Source organism: Acidihalobacter sp., from assembly GCF_037381185.1.
Classification (GTDB): Bacteria; Pseudomonadota; Gammaproteobacteria; order DSM-5130; family Acidihalobacteraceae; genus Acidihalobacter_A.
In genome coordinates, this window is the sequence record NZ_JARRQY010000033.1 from 22554 (window position 1) to 44202 (window position 21649).

Consider the following 21649-nt stretch of genomic DNA (forward strand, 5'->3'; position numbering starts at 1 on the left):
CTTTCGCTGCAGATTACATGTTGACCACAACTTCGTTTCCGAACTCGGAGCAGGACAGCTCCTGCGCATTCGTCATCATCCGTGCGAAGTCGTAGGTCACCCGCCCGCTGCGAATCGCACCTTCCATGCCGCGGATCACCAGGTCGGCGGCCTCCGTCCAACCCAGGTGGCGCAACATCATCTCGGCGGAGAGAATCAGCGAACCCGGATTGACCTTGTCCTTGCCGGCGTAGCGCGGCGCGGTGCCGTGCGTAGCTTCGAACATGGCGACGGTGTCCGACAGGTTGGCGCCGGGCGCGATGCCGATGCCGCCGACCTGCGCCGCAAGCGCGTCGGAGATGTAATCGCCGTTGAGGTTCAGCGTGGCGATCACCTCGTAGTCATCGGGACGCAGCAGGATCTGCTGCAAGAAGGCGTCGGCGATCACGTCCTTGATGATGATTTCCTTGCCGGTGTTCGGATTCTTGAACGAACACCATGGGCCGCCGTCGATCTCCACCGCGCCGAATTCCTGCTTGGCCAGCTGGTAGCCCCATTCTTTGAAGGCGCCTTCGGTGAACTTCATGATGTTGCCCTTGTGCACCAGAGACACCGAGTCGCGGTCATTGTCGATCGCATACTGGATGGCCTTGCGCACCAGGCGCTGCGTACCCTCGCGCGAAACCGGCTTGATACCGATGCCGGAGGTCTCCGGGAAACGGATCTTGGTCACGCCCATCTCAGTGCGCAGGAACTCGATCAGCTTCTTCGCCTCAGTGGTTTCGGCGGCCCACTCGATGCCGGCATAAATGTCTTCGGCATTCTCACGGAAGATCACCATGTCGGTCTTCTCCGGCTCGCGCACCGGGCTCGGCGTGCCTTCGAAGTAACGAATCGGGCGCAGGCAGACGTAGAGGTCGAGCTGCTGGCGTAGCGCCACGTTCAGCGAGCGGATACCGCCGCCGACCGGCGTGGTGAGTGGGCCCTTGATCGACACCACGTAATCGCGCACGGCCTCGAGGGTTTCGTCCGGCAGCCAGACGTCGTCGCCGTAGACGTGCGTCGCCTTCTCGCCGGCGTACACTTCCATCCACGCGATGCGGCGCTTGCCGCCGTAGGCCTTCTCGACCGCGGCATCGGTCACCACGCGCATGGGCGGCGTAACGTCGACGCCGATGCCGTCGCCCTCAATGAACGGGATGATGGGTTGGTCAGGTACGTTAAGCGTGCCGTCCTTGGCCGCAGTGATCTTCTCGCCGAAGTCGGGTACCTGGATGTGTTGATAGGTCATTCTGAGCCTCCCTTGCTTGAATGAAGCGCGGCGGGGTCCGGATACAGTTGCCGCGCAGCGCAAAGTATACGCCGTGATTTTCGAGCTGGCTGAATCCAGGCCGAATTCGACGCCGCATAGTAAACTGCTTGCGGCCTCCGCCTATCGCCGACGCAAGCCCAGGAGCCCCGTCGCCATGCGCTTCAAACCTCACGTCACCGTCGCCGCCATCGCCGAAGACGCCGGCCGCTTCCTCATGGTACGCGAACGCATCGACGGCCACGTACGCTACAATCAGCCTGCCGGCCACCTGGAGGAAGGCGAGTCGCTGCACGCTGCGGTGGTGCGCGAAACCCTCGAGGAGACCGCCTGGCATTTTCGTCCGCAGGCGCTGATCGGCCTGTATCGCTGGATTGCTCCGAACGGCACCACATTCCTGCGCGCGACGTTCTGCGGCGAAGCCGAGCGCCACGAGCCCGCGCGCGGACTCGACAGCGGCATCGAAGCGGCCGAATGGCTGAGCCTGGACGAAATCCGCGCACTCGGCGAGGCGCTGCGCAGTCCGTTGGTACTGCGCTGCATCGAGGACTACCGGGCCGGCATCCGTCATTCACTGGAACTGCTGCAAGATCTATGACATCGCGCCAGCGCATCATCGTCGGCCTGTCCGGCGGCGTCGACTCCGCCGTTGCCGCCCTGCGCCTGCTAGAACAGGGCCACCGCGTCGAAGGCCTGTTCATGAAGAACTGGGACGATGACGACGACGCCGAGTACTGCGCCGCAGCCGAGGACCTGGAAGAGGCCCGCCGCGTCGCCGACACCCTCGAAATCCCCCTGCACAAGGTCAATTTCGCACGCGAGTACTGGGACCGGGTGTTCAGCCACTTCCTCGACGAATACCGCGCCGGACGCACCCCGAACCCCGACATCCTGTGCAACAGGGAAATCAAGTTCCGCGCCTTCCTCGACTATGCCCTGGAGCTGGGCGCCGACGCCATCGCCACCGGACACTATGCGCGCATAGGCCCCGGCCCCAGCCTGCTCAAGGGCGTCGATCCCGGCAAGGACCAGAGCTACTTCCTGCATGCGCTCGACCGTTCCCAGCTGGCGGCCAGCCGCTTCCCGCTGGGTGAGCTGCACAAGACCGAGGTGCGTGAAATCGCACGCCGCGCAGGGCTGCCGAACCATCAGCGCAAGGACAGCACCGGCATCTGCTTCATCGGCGAACGGCGTTTCCGCGATTTCCTGAGTCGCTACCTGCCCGCCCAACCGGGCGATATCGTCACTCCCGGAGGCGAGGTCATCGGACGCCATCAGGGCCTGATGTACTACACGCTGGGCCAACGCCAGGGCCTGGGCATCGGCGGCCGCGCCGATGCTTCGGAAACCCCTTGGTACGTCGCGGAAAAAAGACTCGACAGCAACGAACTCGTCGTCGTGCAGGGCGCCGATCATGCGCTGCTGCTATCGACCTCGCTGCACGCCTCCACCATGCACTGGATCGCCGGACAGGCCCCGGCCGAGCGCTTTCGCGCGAAGGCCAAGGTGCGCTACCGCCAGACCGACCAGGACTGCAGCGTGAGCGTCGAGGGTCGCGGTGTCCGGGTTCACTTCGACGGACCACAGCGGGCGGTCACCCCCGGGCAGTCGCTGGTGCTCTACCGCGGCGACGAGTGTCTGGGCGGCGGCGTCATCGACGCCACGCAGAACACGGCCAACGCAATGCCCGAGGCTGTCGACTCGCTTTCCTGAGCCCCTTGGGGAAAAGCCGAATAACCGGACTGACGGGACGAGCCGCCCGACGCGTGCAGAACCCACCAGGCATCGGCATGCTGCCGGACAACATCCTCGCGCTTGGCAACCGCGCAGCAGGGCACGTATCCTGCGTCCGAACTTCAGGGCGCGCGGGCAAATCCGGGCGCCACAGCCGAGGATCCCGCTTGGAGCGCAACCTGCACAACCGCACACTCGCTCTCGCCGCACTGTTTCAGTGCATCGGCGAAGTCGACCGCCTCGCGCAGAGCGGCCGGAGCGACCCGGCCATTTTCGCCACCATGGTCGGCAGCGTCCTGAAACTGGAGGCGCCCAGCCTGGAATCCGTATACGGCGGCGTCGAAGCCCTGCGCCCCGGCCTCGAACTGCTGCGCCGGCAACTCGGCGCGGGATCGCAGCCGCGCGACATGGAACTCATGCGCTACGCAGTCGCCGTGCTCTATCTCGAACGCCGTCTCGACACCAACCCTGAAATCACGCAACAACTCGGTCGCGGCATCGATGCCGCCCAGCGCCAGAGCGAGTACTTCGAGCCGACGCATGAAAACGTGATCGCCGCACTCGCCAGCCTCTACCGCGAAACCATCAGCCGCCTGGGCCCGCGCATCATCGTGCGCGGCGACCAGCATCACCTGGCCAACGAGTCCACCGCCAGCCGGGTCCGCGTCCTGCTGCTCGCCGCCATCCGTGCCGCCGTGCTGTGGCGTCAGGCAGGCGGCGGTCGGCTGCGCCTGCTGTTCGGCCGACGCGCCCTGGTCGGCGAAGCCGAACGCCTGCTCGCATGAATGACGCAGCCCCGGGCTGCCGCGCGTGACGCACCGGGGCCGGGGTCTGCACATACCGCTGCCGACCCGCCACATACCGAGAGACGTCAAGGCCGGCACCGGCATTACATATTCAGCGCGTCTATATCGCGCATTCATGCCGCGCAACACTCCGGCGGCGAAAGGTGTTCTACAATAGTGCCTGCCTCGTGGCATGGCGACGGGCAGGACGCAGCGAACCGTAGAACCCAGGCGAGCACTTGGCGCCGCCCTCGTCCCATTTCAAACGACAGGGAAGTCCGATGAACAATAGCTTCGACACGCAAACCGAGCTCAAGGTCCAGGACCGCAGCTACACCATTCACCGCCTCCACGGCCTGCCCGGCGCCGAACGGCTGCCCTACTCGCTGAAGATTCTGCTCGAGAATCTGCTGCGCTACGAAGACGGCAAGACCGTCACCAAAGCAGACGTCGACGCGCTGCTGGCCTGGAAGCCGAAAGCCGAACCGTCCAAGGAAATCGCCTACCGTCCCGCACGCGTGCTGCTGCAGGACTTCACCGGCGTACCTGCGGTGGTCGATCTGGCCGCGATGCGCGACGCCATGCGCCGTCTCGGCGGAGACCCCGAACGCATCAATCCGCTGCAGCCGGCCGAGCTGGTCATCGATCACTCCGTGCAGGTCGACCACTACGGGTCCGACGAGGCATTCGGCCTTAACGCCAGCCTGGAATACCAGCGCAATCGCGAACGCTACGCTTTCCTCAAGTGGGGCCAGAAAGCGTTCTCCAACTTCAAGGTGGTGCCGCCCGACACCGGCATCGTCCACCAGGTGAATCTGGAATACCTCGCCCGCACGGTGTTCACCCGCACCCTGGAGGACGGCACCCTCGAGGCCTATCCCGACACGCTGGTCGGCACCGACTCCCACACCACCATGATCAACGGTCTGGGCGTACTCGGCTGGGGCGTGGGCGGCATCGAGGCCGAAGCCGCCATGCTCGGCCAACCCGTTTCCATGCTGATCCCGCAGGTCGTCGGCTTCCGCCTTACCGGCAAGCTGCCTGAAGGCGCCACCGCCACCGACCTCGTGCTGACCGTGGTGCAGATGCTGCGCGAGAAGGGCGTGGTCGGCAAGTTCGTCGAATTCTTCGGCTCCGGCCTGGCCAATCTGCCGCTGGCCGATCGCGCCACCATCAGCAACATGGCCCCCGAGTACGGTGCCACCTGCGGCATCTTCCCCATCGATGCCGAGACCCTGCGCTATCTCGAACTCAGCGGCCGCAGCGCCGAACAGATCGCGCTGACCGAGGCCTACGCCCGCGCCCAGGGCATGTTCCACGATGCCGACACGGCCGAAGCCGAATACAGCGACGTCCTGGAACTCGACCTGAGCACAGTCGAGCCCAGCCTGGCCGGACCGAAGCGTCCGCAGGACCGCATCCCGCTGCGCAAGGCCAAGGCCGTCATCGGCGAGGCGCTGGAAGATGCCATGCAGGCCCGCATGCGTGTAGCGGCCGCCAACGGCGCGGCGGCCGACTATGCCGCCGAGGGCGGCCACAGCGCGGTCGGCGTGGAGCATCAGGGCGAGGAATCCGCCAGCGACGACGGCCGCGAGCCCAAGCTGCACCTGCGCGACGGCATGGTGGTGATCGCCGCCATCACCTCCTGCACCAACACTTCCAATCCCTCGGTCATGCTCGGCGCCGGCCTGCTGGCGAAGAAGGCGCGCGAACGCGGCCTGAGCGTCAAACCCTGGGTCAAGACCTCGCTCGGCCCGGGCTCGCGCGTGGTCACCGACTACCTCGAAAAGGCCGGCCTCATCGGGGACCTCAATGCGCTGGGCTTCAATCTCGTCGGCTATGGTTGCACCACCTGTATTGGCAACTCCGGCCCGCTGCCCGAACCGGTCAGCCAGGCCATTCGCCGCGACGATCTCACCGTGTGCTCCGTGCTCTCGGGCAACCGCAACTTCGAGGGTCGCATCCACTCCGAGATCAAGATGAACTTCCTCGCCTCGCCGCCGCTGGTGGTCGCCTATGCGCTTGCCGGGCGCATGGACATCGACCTCGAACGCGAACCGTTGGGCGAGAACGAGCACGGCAATCCGGTCTACCTCAGGGATATCTGGCCCAGCCAGCACGAGATCCAGGAAGTGGTCATGAGCAGCCTCAGCGCCGAGCAGTTCAAGACCTCATACGCCGAGGTCTTTTCCGGCGAAAGCCGCTGGCAGAAACTCGAGGCCCCGGAGGGCGAGCTGTTCGCGTGGAACGACGAGTCCACCTATGTGCAGAACCCGCCCTACTTCGAGAACATCGACCAGCCCCTGGCCCCGGTCAGCGACATCAAGGGTGCTCGCGTGCTGGCCAAGCTCGGCGACTCGGTCACCACCGACCACATCTCCCCGGCCGGCGCCATCAAGCCCGACAGCCCGGCCGGCCGCTACCTGATCGAGCACGGCGTCAAGCCGGTCGACTTCAACTCCTATGGCTCGCGCCGCGGCAATCACGAAGTGATGATGCGCGGCACTTTCGCCAACGTGCGCCTGCGCAACCAGCTGGCTCCCGGTACCGAAGGCGGCCTCACCCGTCATCTGCCCACCGGCGAGGAAATGTCGATCTACGACGCCTCCATGCGCTACAAGGAAAAGCAGGTCCCGACCGTCATCATCGCCGGCGCCGAGTACGGCTCCGGCTCGAGCCGTGACTGGGCGGCCAAGGGTCCCCGCCTGCTGGGCGTGAGCGCGGTGCTGGTGGAGAGCTTCGAGCGCATCCACCGCTCGAACCTGGTCGGCATGGGCGTTCTACCGCTGCAGTTCATGGCCGGCGACAACGCCGAATCGCTGGGTCTGTCCGGCGAAGAGGTGTACGACATCGAAGGCCTGGGCGACGGCTCCGCCAAGGAAGTGAACGTTACCGCCACGGCGGCCGACGGCACCGTCAAGACCTTCAAGGCACGTGTGCGCATCGACACGCCGCAGGAAGTCGAGTACTACCGCAATGGCGGCATCCTCTCCTACGTGCTGCGCCAGCTTGCCAGCGCCTAATGCAAACGGCCCCGCGGAGCACACGCTCCGCGGGACCGCCCACATCCGATCCGTCAGACCTTCCGCCCCCTCCATGTCGAACACTCCCCTACGGATTCCGTACATACACACGCCCCGCACCGTCATAACCCTGCAGCGCCCCGAAAATGCCGGACTCCTGCTGCGCTACTACATTGACAACCACGCGCATCTAGCCCCCTGGGATCCCCTACGCCCACCCGATTTCCACACTCCGGAAGCCGCCAGCCGGCGCGCGCACGCGGCCTGGGAGAACTTCCGCCAAGGCAGTTCAGTGCAACTAGTGGCGTTGGACACGTCCGAAACGGAAGTCGTCGGCATCTGCAACTTCGCCAACATCGTGTACGGCGCCTTTATGGCCTGCCACATGGGCTACTCCATCGCGCACAAACATCAAGGCCAGGGCCTGATGTTCGAAATCGCCGACGCCGCGATCGCCTACATCTTCAGCGAACTCGACCTGCACCGCGTCATGGCCAACCACATCCCCGAGAACATCCGCAGCAGGAACCTGCTCGCCCGGCTCGGCTTCGAAACCGAAGGCACCGCCAAGTCGTATCTGAAGATCGCCGGCCAATGGCGCGACCACATACTGACGTCCAAGCTCAATCCCGCGCATTAGTGGGAAGATACGCGCCATGAACCCGCTCAGCGACGCGAAAATCGTCGACTTATGGCACCGCAACGCATCCACCTGGACCCGAGCGGTACGCGAACATCGGATCGAGAGCCCTCGTCTGCCGTCTGATCACCGATAAGGCCATCGTCGACACTGTCTTGAGCTGTAGCCCCAACACCGCAATCGACATCGGCTGGAGAGTCGAGTCCATCTGTTCACGGACCACAGCCTGCACTTGCGAGAAATGCGTGAACCGCTGCATCTTTCCAACGGCCGTCCGGCCTCAGTCATTTTTGTGGCGCAACGATAGCTATTCCGAGGCAATCAGCCTATAGTGTCGCCTGCGACAGATATTGTTTCGGCCGTTTCAGCAGTTCCCTCCCGGTTTTCTCCTGAATCCCCTCAGCACTACCTGTACGCGCAACACCCGACGTTTCAATCAAAGGTAAATTTCAAATGGCAACAGGTACGGTTAAGTGGTTCAACGAGTCCAAGGGCTTCGGCTTCATCTCCCAGGACGACGGCGGCTCTGACGTGTTCGTGCACTTCAGCGCGATCAGCGGCTCGGGCTTCAAGACCCTGGCCGAAGGCCAGGCGGTCAGCTTCGACGTCGAAAACGGCCCCAAGGGCCCGCAGGCCAGCAACGTCGTCGCGCAGTAATAAAGCGCACGACGTGTCCCTGCCGCACTGCAACGTGCGGCGGAGACGCCGGCACGACGATTCGGGCCGGTGCCTCGCATCCGACAAGGATGCCGGGCACCGGCCCGTTTCACATCCCCCGCCCGCCTCGCGCCTCTCCGGCGCCCACGCATGGCGGCGTCCCACGGCCTTAGGGCCGAGGAGTAGCGAATGAAAACCCTCTTCGTCGGCAACATCGCCCCCGAAACCACCGAAAACGCCCTGACCGAACTGTTCGGTGAATACGGCAAGGTCCGCAAACTCGAAATGCCCCGAGACGTGTTCTCCGGCAAGTGCAAGGGCTTCGCCCGCATCGACATGGAAGGGCACGAAGCACGCGCGGCAACCGCCGCCCTAGACGGCAAGACCTTTCTCGGCAGCAGCCTAAAGGTCCGCGACGAAAGACCCAAGCGCAAGGGTCGCCGACGCTGACACGACAACCGGTACCAAAGGAACAGGAGCGATGCCGGACATGAGAATATGGGTGGATGCCGATGCCTGCCCGGCCCCGATCAAGGAGATCCTGTTTCGCGCCGCCGAACGTACCGGCACCGAACTGACCCTGGTCGCCAATCACGCCATGCGCGTACCGCGACACGCTACGCTGTTGCAGGTTCCGCAAGGTTTCGATGCTGCCGACCACGAGATCGCCGCCCGGCTCAAGCCGGGCGACCTCGTGATAACGGCGGATATTCCGTTGGCTGCGGAAGTCATCGAAAAAGGTGGGCAGGCACTCGACCCGCGTGGCGAACTCCACGCACCGGACACCATCCGTGCACGCCTCGGCATGCGCGACTTCATGGAAACCCTCCGCGCCAGCGGCATCGCCACCGGCGGACCGGCAGCGCTCAGCCAGAGCGACCGTCAGAATTTCGCCAACCAGCTCGACCGCCTGCTGAGGAAAAATCCGAACGCGTCCTGAAGCCTTCGCAAATATAGCGGCAACGTTACTTCACCGAGATGGAGTTCGGCTTCTGCTGCGTAATTCTCAGCCCCGTACCCTTGATCGCCAGCGCCACCGCTTCCCTCGGAGTAAACACGCCTTCGACCGGATTCGGTTTGACCGAACCGGTCGCTTCCGTATTCATGACGATGAAACAACCCGTTGCATGCGCAATCTGCTGCGCTGCCTCATCCCAGCGGGCAAAATCGATCGAATAGTGTTGCGGTACGTCGCAACGGCCTCCCAGATCCGCCGCGGAGGTCAGACCAACGCAGCCCGCAAGCAGGAGCGATGCAGCAACTACAGCGATACCGGAAAATTTCATGGGAAACACTAAGATGACGTATCGTATTTTGCGCAGATTCTGAGGAGGCGGTGGCTCATATGGTGAAGTTGGAATTGCGAAGTTCTAACGACCCACAGAGGAGACCACCATGACAGAGGATAGCAAGAAGGGCCTGAGCAAAGTCGTGCAAATCGACGAGAAACGGATCAGCGACCATCTGGACGAACTGGTCCGAGGCACGGCCGAGGGGCGGCTTTCTCAAGCAGCAGGTGCTTTGCCATCAGCACTTTCATACCGATGACGAGGAACCATATTCCCTCATCTCACCCGCGGCTTGCTGCGACACATGGATATCCAAGTCCCCAAAACGCACTCAACCTTCGAAAGCCATTAAAACCCCCGCTACTCGGCGACCGTTGTCTTGCGATACCTCCATTGGTTCGCATCGCAAGACAACGCCGTCAAATGACTGGACACGATGATCGGATGTCTAGTTTGTTTTCCTCTTGTTCGCAACTTTGCCCCTAACTTTCCAACAGGCGCTGAGCCAGATACTCGCCTTTCTCAACGCCTCCTGGACACGCGAACAAGCCGCGGGCATGCAGCATGACGAACTGGCTAATCATCGCATCGATAAGGTCCATGCGCGCATACATGGGAATGCAGGAGTTGCGCGGGTCGCGCTGATAGCTGAGGAAATCCAACCCCCCATCGTAGAACATCCCCTGGTGCCAGGGAGGCCATCTCTCCGCTTCGTGCGATACCCCATGGCTATAGTTGTAGCTGCGCCGGAAGATATGCACGCCGTTGTTCTCATCCGGCGAGCCCAATCTGGCATGGGCATTGTGGGGAACCACTAATTCACCATTGCTCTTCTTTGCCTTGAAGTCCATTGGCGTCAGGTGGCCGTCCGAATTGTATTTGCTCCGTTTGCCCAAAGGGGCGCCGGAGTATTTATGCCGGCCGATGGATTTTTCCTGGAAATCCACCGGCATCTGATCCCAGTGACGCAAGTCGATCTGCATCCGCTGGAAGAACTGATAGCTACCGTCACGCATCCACTCGGGACCTTCCTCACCCACCCAGATCCACTTTTTCTGGAGTTCGGGCGTGCGGGGGTTAACGATGCCATCGTCGAATCCCAGCAGATCGCGGGTGATGCCGCCGTGCTCTCGGTCGAGATCGTGCGTCAGGTAGCCCGGCAGGTAACCGGTCATCATCCAGCGGAAATCGACGAGTCCGCCGGACAGACTCACCATCTCGCGAACAGCATTGAAGGCGACCTGCGGATCGTCGGATTGCGCATGAATCGACAGCGCCCCCCCGAACCAACCCGGTTTGATCTGATCATTGGGAAATTTCGGCGTATCGACCAACGCATCGGGACGCTGTTTTTCCAGAGCGAAGCGGTCCTTTCCGTTCTGGTGGAAGAACTCCGCGCCGAAGCCGAACGTCAGCGTCAAGCGCGCCGGGTTGAGCCCGAGCACCTCTTCAGTGTTCACGTCCGGCTTGTGCAGCGAATCCGGCTGCCCCACGGCAAACAATCCGTTGGTCAAGCGCTGGGCTGCCAGACTCCAGTCCTTGAACAGACGGATCAAGTCCTTCCGTTTGTCGGTTTTGACGTCCAGAGCGGCAAAATAGCTGTAGCCCTGCTGCAATTTCGGCTCGAGAATTCCCGCCTGCCAGCGTCCATGAAAGGGAACTGTATGCCGCTTCCCGCCCACAGCGCTCTTGGCGACGGTTTCGCCCGCCTGGGCGGACTGGCTGGGCAGCAAAGCACTGCCCAGCGTGCCGCTACCCAGAGCGGCCGTTGCATTAAGGAACCGCCGACGCGCTGAATCTGGTTTGTCGGATTGACTCATTTCGTCATCGCCTGCATCAAGGTGTTGTTGTCATCCTGTACGTAATAGAGTCCCTTGCCACCCGGCACCAATGCGAGACCAAACAGGTCGCCATTGCCCGGCGGCTGCTGCGCGGGATCGCTGTCAGCCCAGTAGGTACCCAGTTGCTTGCCAGTCTTGCTGTCGATCTCGACCAACTGGCCGTTGAGCGCATTGCTGACGATGAGCGTCTGCTGCGACGTCACCACCATGGCCAGGGGACACTTCAAAGCGCCGCCCTTGGTCAACACGGCCCCCATGCCCTGCCCCTGGGCGGGCGGAGCCCGCCGGGTCAGTGCGTCGGGTATGACGTTGACGCTGTTGTCAAGCGCGTTCGAGACATAGAGGGTACCGTTGGCTCCAAGAGCAAGCCCTGTCGGTCCTTTGATGAAGGCACTCGCCGACGAACGCGCCGGGAATCCTTTGCCGACTGTCGTAATATCCCTCACTTTCGGGGCTTTACCAGACAACGCTGCGAACCGCACACGTACGACCGTCTCGTAATGCTTGATATCTTTCGTCGAGGCGCCTTTCAGGCCATAGCCGACATTACTGATGAACAGGATTGCACTGTCGCCTTTGTCCACTACGGCCATGTTGCCCCAAGGCCCGTTGATCTTGGCATTGTTGATGGTTTTCACCCAGCGTCCTTCGGCATTGGCCACCAGCAGACAGCCCTGACCCAGGGTGCTAGTTTCTCCGTTGGTTGACGGCGTAGAACCAACCACGACATAACCTGACCTGAGCACCGCCATCGCCGCCGTCAGACCGATTCCACCGGCACATTGGGCTTGCTTCTGATCGAAATGGGCAAACACCGAAACCGCCTTGGTCCTAGGGTCGTACAACATGATCGTCGTACCCGTGCCTTGCAGGTTGTCGGAATTGTTGAAATTATCGAACAGGACGTCGCCTTTCTTGATTTTCCCCACGGACACCGGCGCAACGACCAACGAATAGGGGTTCTCGTTGCCGGCGCCGGGGCCGGAGAACGGCACGGACGAGGCCAGAAAGGCGTTCCCGGTCAGCGTGGACAAAAAACCCGTCGCCGGCCCACCCTGGGCCGGCGAATACAGCGCCGAAGCGGCCTGCGCCGGTAATGCCGCGCCCAACGCGAGCGGAGCCGAAAAGGTGGCGGCCAGCGCCAAGCGAATGCGATGTTTCATACTTGTCTCCTAAGAACAGTTGCTTTTTTAAAGAACACGTGGTCTCCCCAATGCATCCCTGTCACCATGCTCGACCTGCGGTATACCGATCCGCGGCAACGCATCGGCGGGAGCAGCAAGGGGATAGCTACAAACGCGACCCGTAACGGTGATGCCAACACGATCCCCCAACCGGGGAATTGCGTGGCTGAACACACGGGCCGTAATCGACACCTCGGCCAACTCGTGAAGCCGAAGGCCAATCAGTGCATCGCGGCCGAAATAACGAATCTGCGTCGTATCGGCGGCGACGCTCTCGGGGGCCCCGTAAGGGACCAGACCGATCTGCTCGGGGCGAATCAGCACCCGAACAGCATCGGAATTCTTTATCCTCCGGTCGGAATTCAGAGCGCCCAGCGGACATAGCACCTGCCCGTCGCGCCCGGTGCCCTCGAGCAGAATTGCCTGACCGACGAAACGCCCCACCTCCGGATTGACCGGCCGGCGATAGAGCGATACCGGGTCGGCACATTGCGCGACCTGCCCGTGCATCAGCACCGCTACGCGATCACCCATGGACATAGCCTCGGAAGGGTCGTGGGTGACCAGCACCGCGCTCGCTCCGACCTGTTTCAGCACATTCGACACGGCTTCGCGCACTTCCGCACGCAGACCGGCGTCGAGCGATGAGAAGGGCTCGTCCAGCAACACCAAACGCGGACTCGGCGCCAGCGCCCGAGCGAGCGCGACGCGCTGTTGTTCGCCCCCGGAAAGCTGGTGCGGATGACGCTTGGCGTAGTCGACAGGCAAACTCACCAGTTCCAGCATGCGCTCGACGATCCGGGTATGCGCGCGACGCGCGCCTTTGAGCCCAAAGGCGATGTTGTCGGCAACCGTCAGATGCGGAAACAGCGCCCCTTCCTGCGCCAGGTAACCGATCCGACGCTTTTCCGGAGGCAGCGCGCTACCGGGGCTGGCGACGACCCGTCCATCGAGGCGAATGGTGCCGTCGTCGAGCGGTTCGAGGCCGGCGATCAACCGCAACAGGGTCGTCTTGCCGGCCCCGGACGAACCCAGGATGGTCACCAATTCGCCGGCCGGCAGTTCAAGGTCGATCCGCTCAAGCACGGTTCGTCCGTCAATACGCTTGCGCACACCTTCGAGCGACAAGGCGTGGGTTTCATCAGTCATCATCAATCTCCCCGCACTGCAGCGGTTTCGCCAAAGCGCCGCACGGCCAGCCAGCTTCCGACGGCGGACAGCAGGATCAGCACGGCGGCAAACGGCGCCGCGGACGCGAACGCCAGGGTGGAAATGTCCTGCCATACCCGGGTCGCCAGAGTGTTGTCCCCCAATGGCACCAGCAGCAGCGTCGCCGTCAGTTCGGCGACCACGGCAGTGAACACCAACGCCGCCGCCGCACCGATGCCGGGCAGCGCCAGTGGCAGGGTGATTCGCCGCAACACGGCCAATCGCCCTCGCCCAAGCATCCGTGCCGCCTCTTCCAGGCTCGCGGGCGCCTGCACCAGCGCGGCGCGCAGGCTGACCAGCGCGAAGGACATGAACAGAATCGAATAGGCCACCAGCAGCAGTGCCGTGCTCTGGTACAACCAGGGCAGAAGCCGTATGGCAACGACGATGAAACTCAAGGCCACCACGATGCCCGGCAGCCCCTGAGCCATCCACGCACCGCGGTTCAGCACCCGTACCCAACGCAAACGTTCGTGGCGCGCCGCCAGCAGGGCCAGCGGGAAAGCCAGGACGCAGGTCAGAATTGCGGCGCCCAGGCCAAATCCGATCGACGTCAGCGACGCCTGCATCACGTTGGGCAGGCTGCCGATCGCCGGCGAGATCGCGCTTGCGCCGTGCCGCCCCAGCCAATAGACAATGGTCGCCAGCGGCACCCCCACGCTGACTCCTGCCAGAGTGGCTTGAAACAGCGCCGCCGGCCAACGCCACAGGCCAAGGTCAATTTTCTGCTGGATGCGCGCCGCGCCCCTGGCGACGCGCGCATAGCGTCGCGGACGATCGAACACGCCGTTCAGCGCCAGCACCAGCAGACACAGGGCCAGCAGCACCATCGACAGCGCCGATGTCGCGCCCTGATCCATTCCCGTGGTGAAGGCAAGGAATATTTGGGTGGTAAAGGTATGAAACCGCATCATTGCAAAGGCGCCGTATTCAACCAGCACGTTCAATGCGACCAACGAAGCGCCGCCCATGATGGCGGGCACCAGTTGCGGCAACACGGCCTTGAACAGCGTCTGCCGACCGCTGCGCCCCAACACCCGGGCCGCCTCTTCGTAGCTCGGGTCGAGATTGCGCAGCGCGGCCATTACCGGCAGGAACACCAGCGGGTAATACGCCAGAGACACCACCAGCAGAGCCCCGCCGAAGCCTTCGAACCAGGGGCTGATCGACACCCAGGCATAGCTGGCGACGAATGCCGGCACGGCCAGTGGCGCCGCACCCAGCGCGAGCCATAGCCCGCGCAGGGGCACGTTGGTCCGCACCACCAGAAAAGCGGCTACGGTGCCCAGCACCGCCGCCGCCAAGGTGGCACTTACCGTCAAGCCGACCGTATTCAGCAACAGGGGCAGCGAGGCCGGGCTGCGCAGGAACACGCTCACCCAGCCTTGCTGCACATGCGCGGCCTGCCAGACGGTCACGGCGATCGGCGCCAGCACCAGCATCACCGCCGGCAAAGCGGCGAGACTGGCGACTCTGGAAGGCCGCTTATGCATCGTTCCCTTCATCTTCTGAAGCTCAGATCAGCCCGACCTGTTCCAGCAGCTTGACCGCTTCTGGATAGGTACCGAGCTGCGTCGTGGTGACCTTGGGCGGATGCAGGTCCTTGAACGGCGTGTTTACCGGGTTGGCCGGTACGCCAGGCAGCACCGAATACTCGAAATCCTGATTGCCCTCGGCCAGCTTCTTCTGCAGGTCACGGCTGACCATGAACGCAAGGTAACGCTGCGCCAGCTTCGGATGCGGGGCGCTCTTGAGCACGCCGGCCCCGGAAACGTTGACCAGATTGCCGACGTCGCCCGGCTCGAAATGCGCGACTTTCGATACCATCTTGCTGGCGCCGATCGCCTGCCGTGCACGCGCCCAGTAGTAATTGTTGGTCAGTCCACAGGCGATTTCCCCACGCTGGACCGCGGCGACCACGCCCTCGTCGTCGTCATAGATCTTCGCGTACTTCTTCAGCCCTTCGAGCCAGTGCAGCGCGGCTGTCTTGCCCTTGAGCGCAATCACCGCGTTGACCAAAGGAAAGAAATCGGGATCGCTCGGTGCGACACCAACCTTGCCTTTCCACTGCGCGTTGGCAATATCCAGCATGGACTTGGGCAAGTCCTGCTTCGTGATCATGTGCGGGTTCCAGGTCAGCACATTCTGACGCAGCACCACGCCAACCCAGTGACCGTCGGGCGCGTTGTACTGGCTCGGCACCTGCGCCAACGTCGAGGCATAGACCTTGGCCAGCCTGCCCTTTTCGTTCAGGACATTGATCGAAGTCGAATTCTCGACGTACACCACATCGGCGGGACTGCGGCTGCCTTCCGCCAGAATCTGTTTGACGATCGGTGGAGAGTCGTCGCTGTGTACGACGACCTTCACGCCCGTGGCTTTCTCGAATGCCTTGTTGATGATGCGGACCGACTGCTCATGCTGGCCGTTGTAGACCACCAGCGTCTGCTGCGCCTGCGCGATCGACATCACCCCCAAAGACAACCCCAGGGCAACGGACGCACCGCGCATCCACGCCAACGTCTTCCCGTTCGCGAAACCGCGACTGACCTTCTCCATAACTCAATCTCCTCAAGAGCCTTTATCCAGTAATGCCAACGCCGATTGCAGAAGGCGTTGAGCGATGCGTGCCAAGGATCGAACGCCATACACGCAACCAATACGACAATGCGAATCATTATCAGTTCCATTCGTATTTCAATTTTTTTCTCCTCAACCCGACTGCAAATGATTTTTCGGCGTCACATCATGTAGTTACGCACCGTCCGAAGCCTCTATGAAATCGGATAACATCGCTTTCCAGCTCGGGACTGAACTGTGTGCAGGAACAAAAACGAAGGCTGCTCGGCGCAGATATCGCTCAAGACATGCGCGGGAATGACGAGAGGGATATAAGGAAGATTCGCCTACCACCGGAGTGCTGCGCTTAAGGGCGTAGGAAATTTTGTGCGTCAAGCCCGATACTAGTGCTCCAAGGAGGATTCCATGGCACGGCACAACAAGCCCAACATTGATGACAGATCGATGGACAAACTGCTTGAGGACCAAGAGCACAGCATGCCCTGCCCGGTAACTACGACCTGACCGGAGAACGGAAGAACGACGACCGACCAAGCACCTACTGTCCGCCGCGCCAGATGCGTATCTGGCGCGGATTGAATCGACCAGTGTTCCGCAGACGCTCACGAGCCACCTTCTAGGAACCACTTTTCGTACTCTACCGGCGACAGCCCCTGGCTGCTTCCGTGCTGACTCCACGGGTTGTAGAACATCGCGAAAACAGGTCGAGCACCACGGCTAAGAACACCCAACCTTCATGCGTGCGGATGTAGGTGATGTACGCAACCCAATGGGTATTGGGTGCATCGACGGTAAACTGGCGTTGCAGCCGCTTGGGCCCAACGTGGCCGGCAAAGCACCACGCGGCTTGAGCCGTCTTCCGTACCCCGCTTGGGCGCGCAGGCCGGCCAGTTTCATGAGTCGCGCCACGCGATGACGGCTGCAGCGTTCGCCCAGGTCAGTCGTGACCTTGCGGTAACCGTAGACCGCTCCGCTTTCCAGCCAAGACTGCTTGATCAATCCCATCAGGCAGCAATTCTCCCTGGCTCACGCACGCGCCGGTTGCTTCAGTCAGACGTAGTAGCCGCTGGGGTCCGAGCCCAGCACATGCTGCGCCGCCGAAACTGGTCGACATAGTCTTTCATGAAGGCGCATTTCACCCGGACTGCTTGGCAAAGTACGCAACAGCCTTGTATCGATAGGTAGTTCGTGGGCCTGGTTTCGGCATCGCGCGGACTCCTGAAGTGGTAGTTCAGGGTGTTCACTAAAGCGTAGGAGCTATCTGTCGCAGAACTCAATCAGGTTGAACCATGATCGGAAAGCATGATGCCTGGCACAGCCATAGTCTCTGCGCCGGTCATGCGTTCCGAGAAGTATCGCGCAGGAGGCATGCCTACTGCCTTGCGGAACATGGTGACGAAGCCGCTGGCATTTTCGTAGCCCAATTCCAATGCCACCGTCTGCACGCTTTCGCCTTTGGCCAGGCGTTGAAGCGCAAGGATCACATGCAGTTGCCGGCGCCAGCGTCCGAAACTCATGCCGATTTCGTGCAGCAGGAGCCGACTCATGCTTCGCTCGCTCATGCCAATGCGGGTGGCCCAATCGCCCTTCGAGGTTTTGTCCGCAGGGTCGGCCAGCAGCATTTCCGCGAGCCGACGCAATCTCGGATCGCGCGGCATAGGAAGATGCAAGTCTTCCACCGGAGCCGCCGCCAACTCATCCAGTAAAGTGGCGATCAGTCGATCTTCCCGTCCCCCTGACGCATACGACTCGGGAAAACCCGCCACCTTCAGAAGCAATTCGCGTAACAGCGGCGATATCGAAATCGTGCAGCAGTTTCTTGGAAGATCCTGTGCGGCATCAGGCTCGACGAACAGGCAATAACATTCCGTTTCACCCGACCCACGGGCCGAGTGGGGTAAATCACCCGGTATCCATACCGCGCACTGCGGAGGCACGATCCAGACGCCGTCCTCGATTTCGCAGTTGAGGATGCCGCGTACGGAGTAAAGCAGTTGCGCCTTGTGGTGCTGATGCCTCGCATGTTCCCAGTTCGTTGTTACCGACGCAGCACTCAGGGCGACAACGGGACGGGGGACGTTATCCACGTCTCGGACTATGGTCAGATCGGTGATGGCAATGCTCGACATGAGGTGTGTTGAGCCTAGGATCAAAGATGAGGTTCTGGCCTAATTGAAAAATATCATGACCAAATTATGCAATGACGTCCAGTCACTTCGGAGGTATCGTGCCATTGACCATGCTGGCCGTTCTGCTCGCTCGGGGCATGGCTCCTCCTGACTGGAAGAGCCCCATTTTTCTGATGAGGTATGGCCGCCAGCAATTTCTCTTTATGTTCCGAAGGAGTATTGGCATGCAGATTGACGCCTCGCGGTTCCCCCTGGTCTGGATGCGACTAAATGCGCCCGTCACCGATCCCGAAGCCTCGCCTTTTGCCGAATTCGAGGCATTGCTCGCACGCAAGGAAATCTTCGTTCTGCTCAACGACGAGGGTCTTGATGAAGGCGATCACGAACATTCGCCGGAAGAAATGAAGCAAGCGTCGCTTTGGATGAAACGCCACAAGAGAGAATTGCGGGCTTTCGTCAAGGCAGCGATCTACATCGAGCCGAATACCGCCAAGCGGCTGGCAACCAAGGCGTTCACCTTGGTGTATGAGAAATTCTGGCGCTATCCCATGCTCATGGTTGCCACCAAGGACGACGCACTGGTCCTAGCGCAGCAGTTATTGCGAGACGAGCAGGTGGGCGAACAGACACGCTAAGCTCAACCAAGGATGGTCTGAGAGACCCACCCTGGGGCGAGCGCTTCCCGACCGTGGTGCAGAGCTGGCGGCGCCACTGGGCACAGATCAGCCTGTTCTTCGCCTTCGCCGCATCGGCGCACAAAATCCTCTACACCACCAACGCATCGCAAGCTTCAACAGCAGCGTGTGCAAAAGCCCGCGACAAGACCACTTCCCGAACGACGAGGCGACCACCAAGCTGATCTGGCTGGCGTTGCGCAACATCACGGCCAAATGTAAGAATCCACCCGTCGCCTGGTTCTTGACCAAGCCGCGGTAACGGGCCTTGCGATGTCCGAAGCGCTGCTTCGTCGCCTGGAACGGATGCTCGATCGTAGTGAGCACGCAACACCGCAGATCGCCAGCCTAGCCTTTTAGCCAGCGTATCCAGCCTTTATGGTCAAACAAATTTCCCATTGGAGCTGCGATGTTCCGCATCCATGAAATCGATCATCTCGTCCTGCGCATTGTCGACCTCGATGCCATGATCGCCTTCTACTGCGGTGCGCTGGGCTGCACGATAGAAAAACGTCAAGACGAACTCGGCCTGATTCAGCTTCGCGCCGGGCGCTCTCTCATCGACCTGGTTCTAGTGGACGGCAAGCTGGGCAGAGCCGGTGGAGCGGCACCCGGCAGCGAAGGCCGCAACCAGGATCACTTTTGCCTGCGCATCGAGCCGTTCGACGAGGCAACCATCCGCAGCCATCTGGAAGCGCACGGGATCGAGGCCGGTCCCGTGAAGTCCCGCTACGGCGCCGAAGGTGAAGGGCCATCCACCTACCTCACCGACCCCGAGGGAAACACCGTTGAACTCAAAGGCCCTCCGGCCGACTGAGCATTGGAGATAGGCTCGTGTCCGAGATCCGCGACAGACTCGCAATCCGTGAACTGCTGACCGCTTACGCGAACAGCTTCGACCGGAAGGACTGGACCGGACTGGGAGAATGCCTTGCCGATACGTTGCATACCGACTATTCGCAGCTGCGCCATACGCCACCCGAGACGATCAGCCGGGAGCACTTCGTGGAACTCAGACAAAGCGCCCTGCACGAACTCGATACCCAGCACATGCTGAGCAATATCCAGGTACGTCTGAAAGGGGATCGGGGCGAAGCCATCGCCTCGATGGTCATTTTCAGGAGAGACGTTACGGGTAAAAGACTCGATACACATTGCCTTTACACCTTTGGAGTGCAAAGAATCGGGCGAGACTGGCTGATCTGCTCAATCGTGCAGAACGTGCTATGGAACGAAGGTCATGAGTCCGTGCATGCCGGAATTCAGGGCAAAAACGACTGAAAACCGCCGCTCTCACCCGCTCACGGCCAATTTACGACGAATACGCTGGCACCCAACCGCCTGCCCTCGCTACCGCTCCCCTATCTCTGAGCCCACGGTACTCGGAACTCACTCCGGGCGTTCGTCGCCGCTCTCCATGCCGGGCCGATAAAGCCGTACGGCGTCGCGCCCCTCCGCCTTAGCGTAGTACATCGCAATATCGGCGCAATGGATCAGTTCACGTGCATTTCGGGCATGATCCGGATAGGCCGCCACACCGATGCTGGAAGAGATATGCAGCGCATGTCCGGCAAGAACGAAGGATTCATTGAGCGATTGCCGGATCTTTTCTGCCACCTCCATGGCATTCTCTGTCGTCTCGATCGTCGTCAGCAATATGATGAATTCATCGCCACCGATGCGGGCGACGGAATCCGATCTGCGCACACAATCGCGCAGACGCTTGGCCACCGCCTTCAACAATAGGTCACCGACATCGTGCCCATAAGCGTCGTTGACCGGCTGAAGCCGTCCAGATCGACGAACATCAGCACCACGGCACTCTTGTCGCATTCGGCAAGAGCCAGCGCCTGGTTCAGCCGGTCGCGCAACAACATCCGATTGGGCAATTCGGTCAGCGGGTCGTGGTATGCAAGATGCTGAATGTATTCTTCCGCCTGTTTGCGGTCCGTGATGTCGTACAGCCAGCCGAGAACCGCGGGTTCCCCCCGGTACTCGGTGCTTAGATAAGTCGCCAGAACCCATTTCTTGCCCTCGGGCCCGTCCGAGAACGCCAATTCCAGCAGCTTGCCGGCGACTTTTTCGCCGCATGCGAGCTTTTCCAGCGCGGCGGCGTACTCCTCGGGCTGAGCATAGAATCGCTTGGGGTCGCCTCTCATGACCTGCTCCGGCAACAGCCCCGAAAAAAGTGCCGCGTAGCTTTGATTGGCGAACAGAATGCGCCGCATATCGACATCGGTTACGCAGGCCGCGATCGGACTGAGTTCCAGCATCCTGCGAAAACGCTCCTCGTCTTCCACTGCCCTGATGCGCAGCGTGAAATTCTCGTGGAGCGTACGCTCGGACAGTCTGGCGCTCGCCGTGATGAACGCGAGAGACAACAAGGCCATCGCGCTTATACCGAGAAATACCTTGTTGTCCTGCAGCGCGATATATCCAATGAAAGGCGACATCGTAGGCAACAAATAGCCCATGGAGGTGATGGCCCCTGCACAGAGACCGCCGAGAACGAAAACCATATAGACCTGATGGGTGATATTCCCGGCCGGCGACAGCAGGATGCTGCCCACCCCCCAGCCGAGACCGGTCACCGCTGCGGTAACCCGGAAGAGGTCC

22 protein-coding genes and 2 pseudogenes are annotated in these 21649 nt (G+C 61.7%); 12 read left to right on the forward strand and 12 right to left on the reverse strand.

Going from position 1 to position 21649, the window contains the following annotated elements; genetic code table 11:
- Positions 1–13 precede the first annotated feature (13 nt).
- Positions 14–1270, reverse strand: a complete 1257-nt coding sequence (gene icd, locus P8014_RS12255) for an NADP-dependent isocitrate dehydrogenase (protein ID WP_337817612.1) — start codon at positions 1268–1270, stop codon at positions 14–16.
- A gap of 175 nt (positions 1271–1445) precedes the next feature.
- On the opposite strand from icd, the gene P8014_RS12260 reads away from it, so the two are divergent.
- The 8 genes from P8014_RS12260 to P8014_RS12295 all read left to right on the forward strand — a co-directional run bounded on the left by P8014_RS12260 (position 1446) and on the right by P8014_RS12295 (position 9067).
- Positions 1446–1886: an NUDIX hydrolase gene (locus P8014_RS12260; RefSeq protein ID WP_337817613.1), complete on the forward strand. Its 441-nt coding sequence runs from the start codon at positions 1446–1448 to the stop codon at positions 1884–1886.
- The gene (mnmA, locus tag P8014_RS12265) at positions 1883–3001 is read left to right on the forward strand and encodes a tRNA 2-thiouridine(34) synthase MnmA (protein WP_337817614.1); all 1119 of its coding nucleotides are present in this window, start codon (positions 1883–1885) and stop codon (positions 2999–3001) included. The genes P8014_RS12260 and mnmA overlap by 4 nt, the downstream gene beginning before the upstream one ends.
- A gap of 188 nt (positions 3002–3189) precedes the next feature.
- Positions 3190–3807 (forward strand): high frequency lysogenization protein HflD, encoded by a 618-nt coding sequence (gene hflD, locus P8014_RS12270; protein WP_337817647.1) that lies wholly within the window; start codon positions 3190–3192, stop codon positions 3805–3807.
- A 281-nt stretch (positions 3808–4088) separates the two neighbouring features.
- Entirely contained in the window at positions 4089–6830 is a 2742-nt protein-coding gene (gene acnA / locus P8014_RS12275) for an aconitate hydratase AcnA (RefSeq protein ID WP_337817615.1), read from the forward strand.
- A gap of 73 nt (positions 6831–6903) precedes the next feature.
- Entirely contained in the window at positions 6904–7470 is a 567-nt protein-coding gene (locus tag P8014_RS12280) for a GNAT family N-acetyltransferase (RefSeq protein WP_337817616.1), read from the forward strand.
- 453 nt (positions 7471–7923) lie between these two features.
- A complete protein-coding gene (locus tag P8014_RS12285; RefSeq protein ID WP_337817617.1) occupies positions 7924–8127 on the forward strand; it encodes a cold-shock protein in 204 nt (67 codons plus the stop codon).
- Positions 8128–8316: 189 nt separating this feature from the next.
- Positions 8317–8577 carry an RNA-binding protein gene (locus P8014_RS12290; protein ID WP_337817618.1) on the forward strand — a complete coding sequence of 87 codons (261 nt, stop codon included), beginning with the start codon at positions 8317–8319 and terminating at the stop codon, positions 8575–8577.
- Between the two features lie 40 nt (positions 8578–8617).
- Entirely contained in the window at positions 8618–9067 is a 450-nt protein-coding gene (locus P8014_RS12295) for a YaiI/YqxD family protein (RefSeq protein ID WP_337817619.1), read from the forward strand.
- A 25-nt stretch (positions 9068–9092) separates the two neighbouring features.
- Here the strand turns inward: P8014_RS12295 and P8014_RS12300 are convergent, their stop codons facing one another.
- Positions 9093–9413 carry a hypothetical protein gene (locus tag P8014_RS12300; protein ID WP_337817620.1) on the reverse strand — a complete coding sequence of 107 codons (321 nt, stop codon included), beginning with the start codon at positions 9411–9413 and terminating at the stop codon, positions 9093–9095.
- Between the two features lie 109 nt (positions 9414–9522).
- Here P8014_RS12300 and P8014_RS12305 point away from each other — a divergent pair, with 109 nt between their 5' ends.
- Entirely contained in the window at positions 9523–9675 is a 153-nt protein-coding gene (locus P8014_RS12305; protein ID WP_337817621.1) for a hypothetical protein, read from the forward strand.
- Between the two features lie 223 nt (positions 9676–9898).
- Here P8014_RS12305 and P8014_RS12310 read toward each other — a convergent pair whose 3' ends face one another.
- The 7 genes and pseudogenes from P8014_RS12310 to P8014_RS12340 all read right to left on the reverse strand — a co-directional run bounded on the left by P8014_RS12310 (position 9899) and on the right by P8014_RS12340 (position 18359).
- Complete coding sequence (locus P8014_RS12310; RefSeq protein WP_337817622.1) at positions 9899–11236, reverse strand: Dyp-type peroxidase; 1338 nt, start codon at positions 11234–11236, stop codon at positions 9899–9901.
- A complete protein-coding gene (locus P8014_RS12315) occupies positions 11233–12420 on the reverse strand; it encodes a hypothetical protein (protein WP_337817623.1) in 1188 nt (395 codons plus the stop codon). Before P8014_RS12315 ends, P8014_RS12310 begins: the two co-directional genes overlap by 4 nt.
- Before the next feature lie 27 nt (positions 12421–12447).
- Entirely contained in the window at positions 12448–13590 is a 1143-nt protein-coding gene (locus P8014_RS12320) for an ABC transporter ATP-binding protein (protein WP_337817624.1), read from the reverse strand.
- A gap of 2 nt (positions 13591–13592) precedes the next feature.
- Positions 13593–15143 carry an iron ABC transporter permease gene (locus tag P8014_RS12325; RefSeq protein ID WP_337817625.1) on the reverse strand — a complete coding sequence of 517 codons (1551 nt, stop codon included), beginning with the start codon at positions 15141–15143 and terminating at the stop codon, positions 13593–13595.
- Positions 15144–15165: 22 nt separating this feature from the next.
- Complete coding sequence (locus P8014_RS12330) at positions 15166–16209, reverse strand: extracellular solute-binding protein (protein WP_337817626.1); 1044 nt, start codon at positions 16207–16209, stop codon at positions 15166–15168.
- Between the two features lie 712 nt (positions 16210–16921).
- A pseudogene (locus tag P8014_RS12335) lies at positions 16922–17390 on the reverse strand (IS3 family transposase); the annotation flags it as partial.
- 117 nt (positions 17391–17507) lie between these two features.
- Positions 17508–18359, reverse strand: coding sequence for a helix-turn-helix transcriptional regulator (locus P8014_RS12340; protein WP_337817627.1), 852 nt, complete (start codon positions 18357–18359; stop codon positions 17508–17510).
- A gap of 98 nt (positions 18360–18457) precedes the next feature.
- On the opposite strand from P8014_RS12340, the gene P8014_RS12345 reads away from it, so the two are divergent.
- The gene (locus P8014_RS12345; RefSeq protein ID WP_337817628.1) at positions 18458–18994 is read left to right on the forward strand and encodes a hypothetical protein; all 537 of its coding nucleotides are present in this window, start codon (positions 18458–18460) and stop codon (positions 18992–18994) included.
- 273 nt (positions 18995–19267) lie between these two features.
- On the opposite strand, the pseudogene P8014_RS12350 reads toward P8014_RS12345, so the two are convergent.
- Positions 19268–19370: pseudogene (locus tag P8014_RS12350) on the reverse strand (IS5/IS1182 family transposase); the annotation flags it as partial.
- A 72-nt stretch (positions 19371–19442) separates the two neighbouring features.
- Between P8014_RS12350 and P8014_RS12355 the strand changes: the two are divergent.
- Positions 19443–19850: a VOC family protein gene (locus P8014_RS12355; protein WP_337817629.1), complete on the forward strand. Its 408-nt coding sequence runs from the start codon at positions 19443–19445 to the stop codon at positions 19848–19850.
- 17 nt (positions 19851–19867) lie between these two features.
- Positions 19868–20314: a nuclear transport factor 2 family protein gene (locus P8014_RS12360; protein WP_337817630.1), complete on the forward strand. Its 447-nt coding sequence runs from the start codon at positions 19868–19870 to the stop codon at positions 20312–20314.
- Between the two features lie 108 nt (positions 20315–20422).
- Here the strand turns inward: P8014_RS12360 and P8014_RS12365 are convergent, their stop codons facing one another.
- Complete coding sequence (locus tag P8014_RS12365; RefSeq protein WP_337817648.1) at positions 20423–20764, reverse strand: GGDEF domain-containing protein; 342 nt, start codon at positions 20762–20764, stop codon at positions 20423–20425.
- A 5-nt stretch (positions 20765–20769) separates the two neighbouring features.
- The gene (locus P8014_RS12370; RefSeq protein WP_337817631.1) at positions 20770–21603 is read right to left on the reverse strand and encodes a diguanylate cyclase; all 834 of its coding nucleotides are present in this window, start codon (positions 21601–21603) and stop codon (positions 20770–20772) included.
- Positions 21604–21649: the final 46 nt, after the last annotated feature.

Coding starts and splice junctions, on each gene's coding strand:
- icd (WP_337817612.1), bottom strand. CDS start 1,270: ATGACCTATCAACACATCCAGGTACCCGACTTCGGCGAGAAGATCACT.
- P8014_RS12260 (WP_337817613.1), top strand. CDS start 1,446: ATGCGCTTCAAACCTCACGTCACCGTCGCCGCCATCGCCGAAGACGCC.
- mnmA (WP_337817614.1), top strand. CDS start 1,883: ATGACATCGCGCCAGCGCATCATCGTCGGCCTGTCCGGCGGCGTCGAC.
- acnA (WP_337817615.1), top strand. CDS start 4,089: ATGAACAATAGCTTCGACACGCAAACCGAGCTCAAGGTCCAGGACCGC.
- P8014_RS12280 (WP_337817616.1), top strand. CDS start 6,904: ATGTCGAACACTCCCCTACGGATTCCGTACATACACACGCCCCGCACC.
- P8014_RS12285 (WP_337817617.1), top strand. CDS start 7,924: ATGGCAACAGGTACGGTTAAGTGGTTCAACGAGTCCAAGGGCTTCGGC.
- P8014_RS12290 (WP_337817618.1), top strand. CDS start 8,317: ATGAAAACCCTCTTCGTCGGCAACATCGCCCCCGAAACCACCGAAAAC.
- P8014_RS12295 (WP_337817619.1), top strand. CDS start 8,618: ATGAGAATATGGGTGGATGCCGATGCCTGCCCGGCCCCGATCAAGGAG.
- P8014_RS12300 (WP_337817620.1), bottom strand. CDS start 9,413: ATGAAATTTTCCGGTATCGCTGTAGTTGCTGCATCGCTCCTGCTTGCG.
- P8014_RS12305 (WP_337817621.1), top strand. CDS start 9,523: ATGACAGAGGATAGCAAGAAGGGCCTGAGCAAAGTCGTGCAAATCGAC.
- P8014_RS12310 (WP_337817622.1), bottom strand. CDS start 11,236: ATGAGTCAATCCGACAAACCAGATTCAGCGCGTCGGCGGTTCCTTAAT.
- P8014_RS12315 (WP_337817623.1), bottom strand. CDS start 12,420: ATGAAACATCGCATTCGCTTGGCGCTGGCCGCCACCTTTTCGGCTCCG.
- P8014_RS12320 (WP_337817624.1), bottom strand. CDS start 13,590: ATGACTGATGAAACCCACGCCTTGTCGCTCGAAGGTGTGCGCAAGCGT.
- P8014_RS12325 (WP_337817625.1), bottom strand. CDS start 15,143: ATGCATAAGCGGCCTTCCAGAGTCGCCAGTCTCGCCGCTTTGCCGGCG.
- P8014_RS12330 (WP_337817626.1), bottom strand. CDS start 16,209: ATGGAGAAGGTCAGTCGCGGTTTCGCGAACGGGAAGACGTTGGCGTGG.
- P8014_RS12340 (WP_337817627.1), bottom strand. CDS start 18,359: ATGTCGAGCATTGCCATCACCGATCTGACCATAGTCCGAGACGTGGAT.
- P8014_RS12355 (WP_337817629.1), top strand. CDS start 19,443: ATGTTCCGCATCCATGAAATCGATCATCTCGTCCTGCGCATTGTCGAC.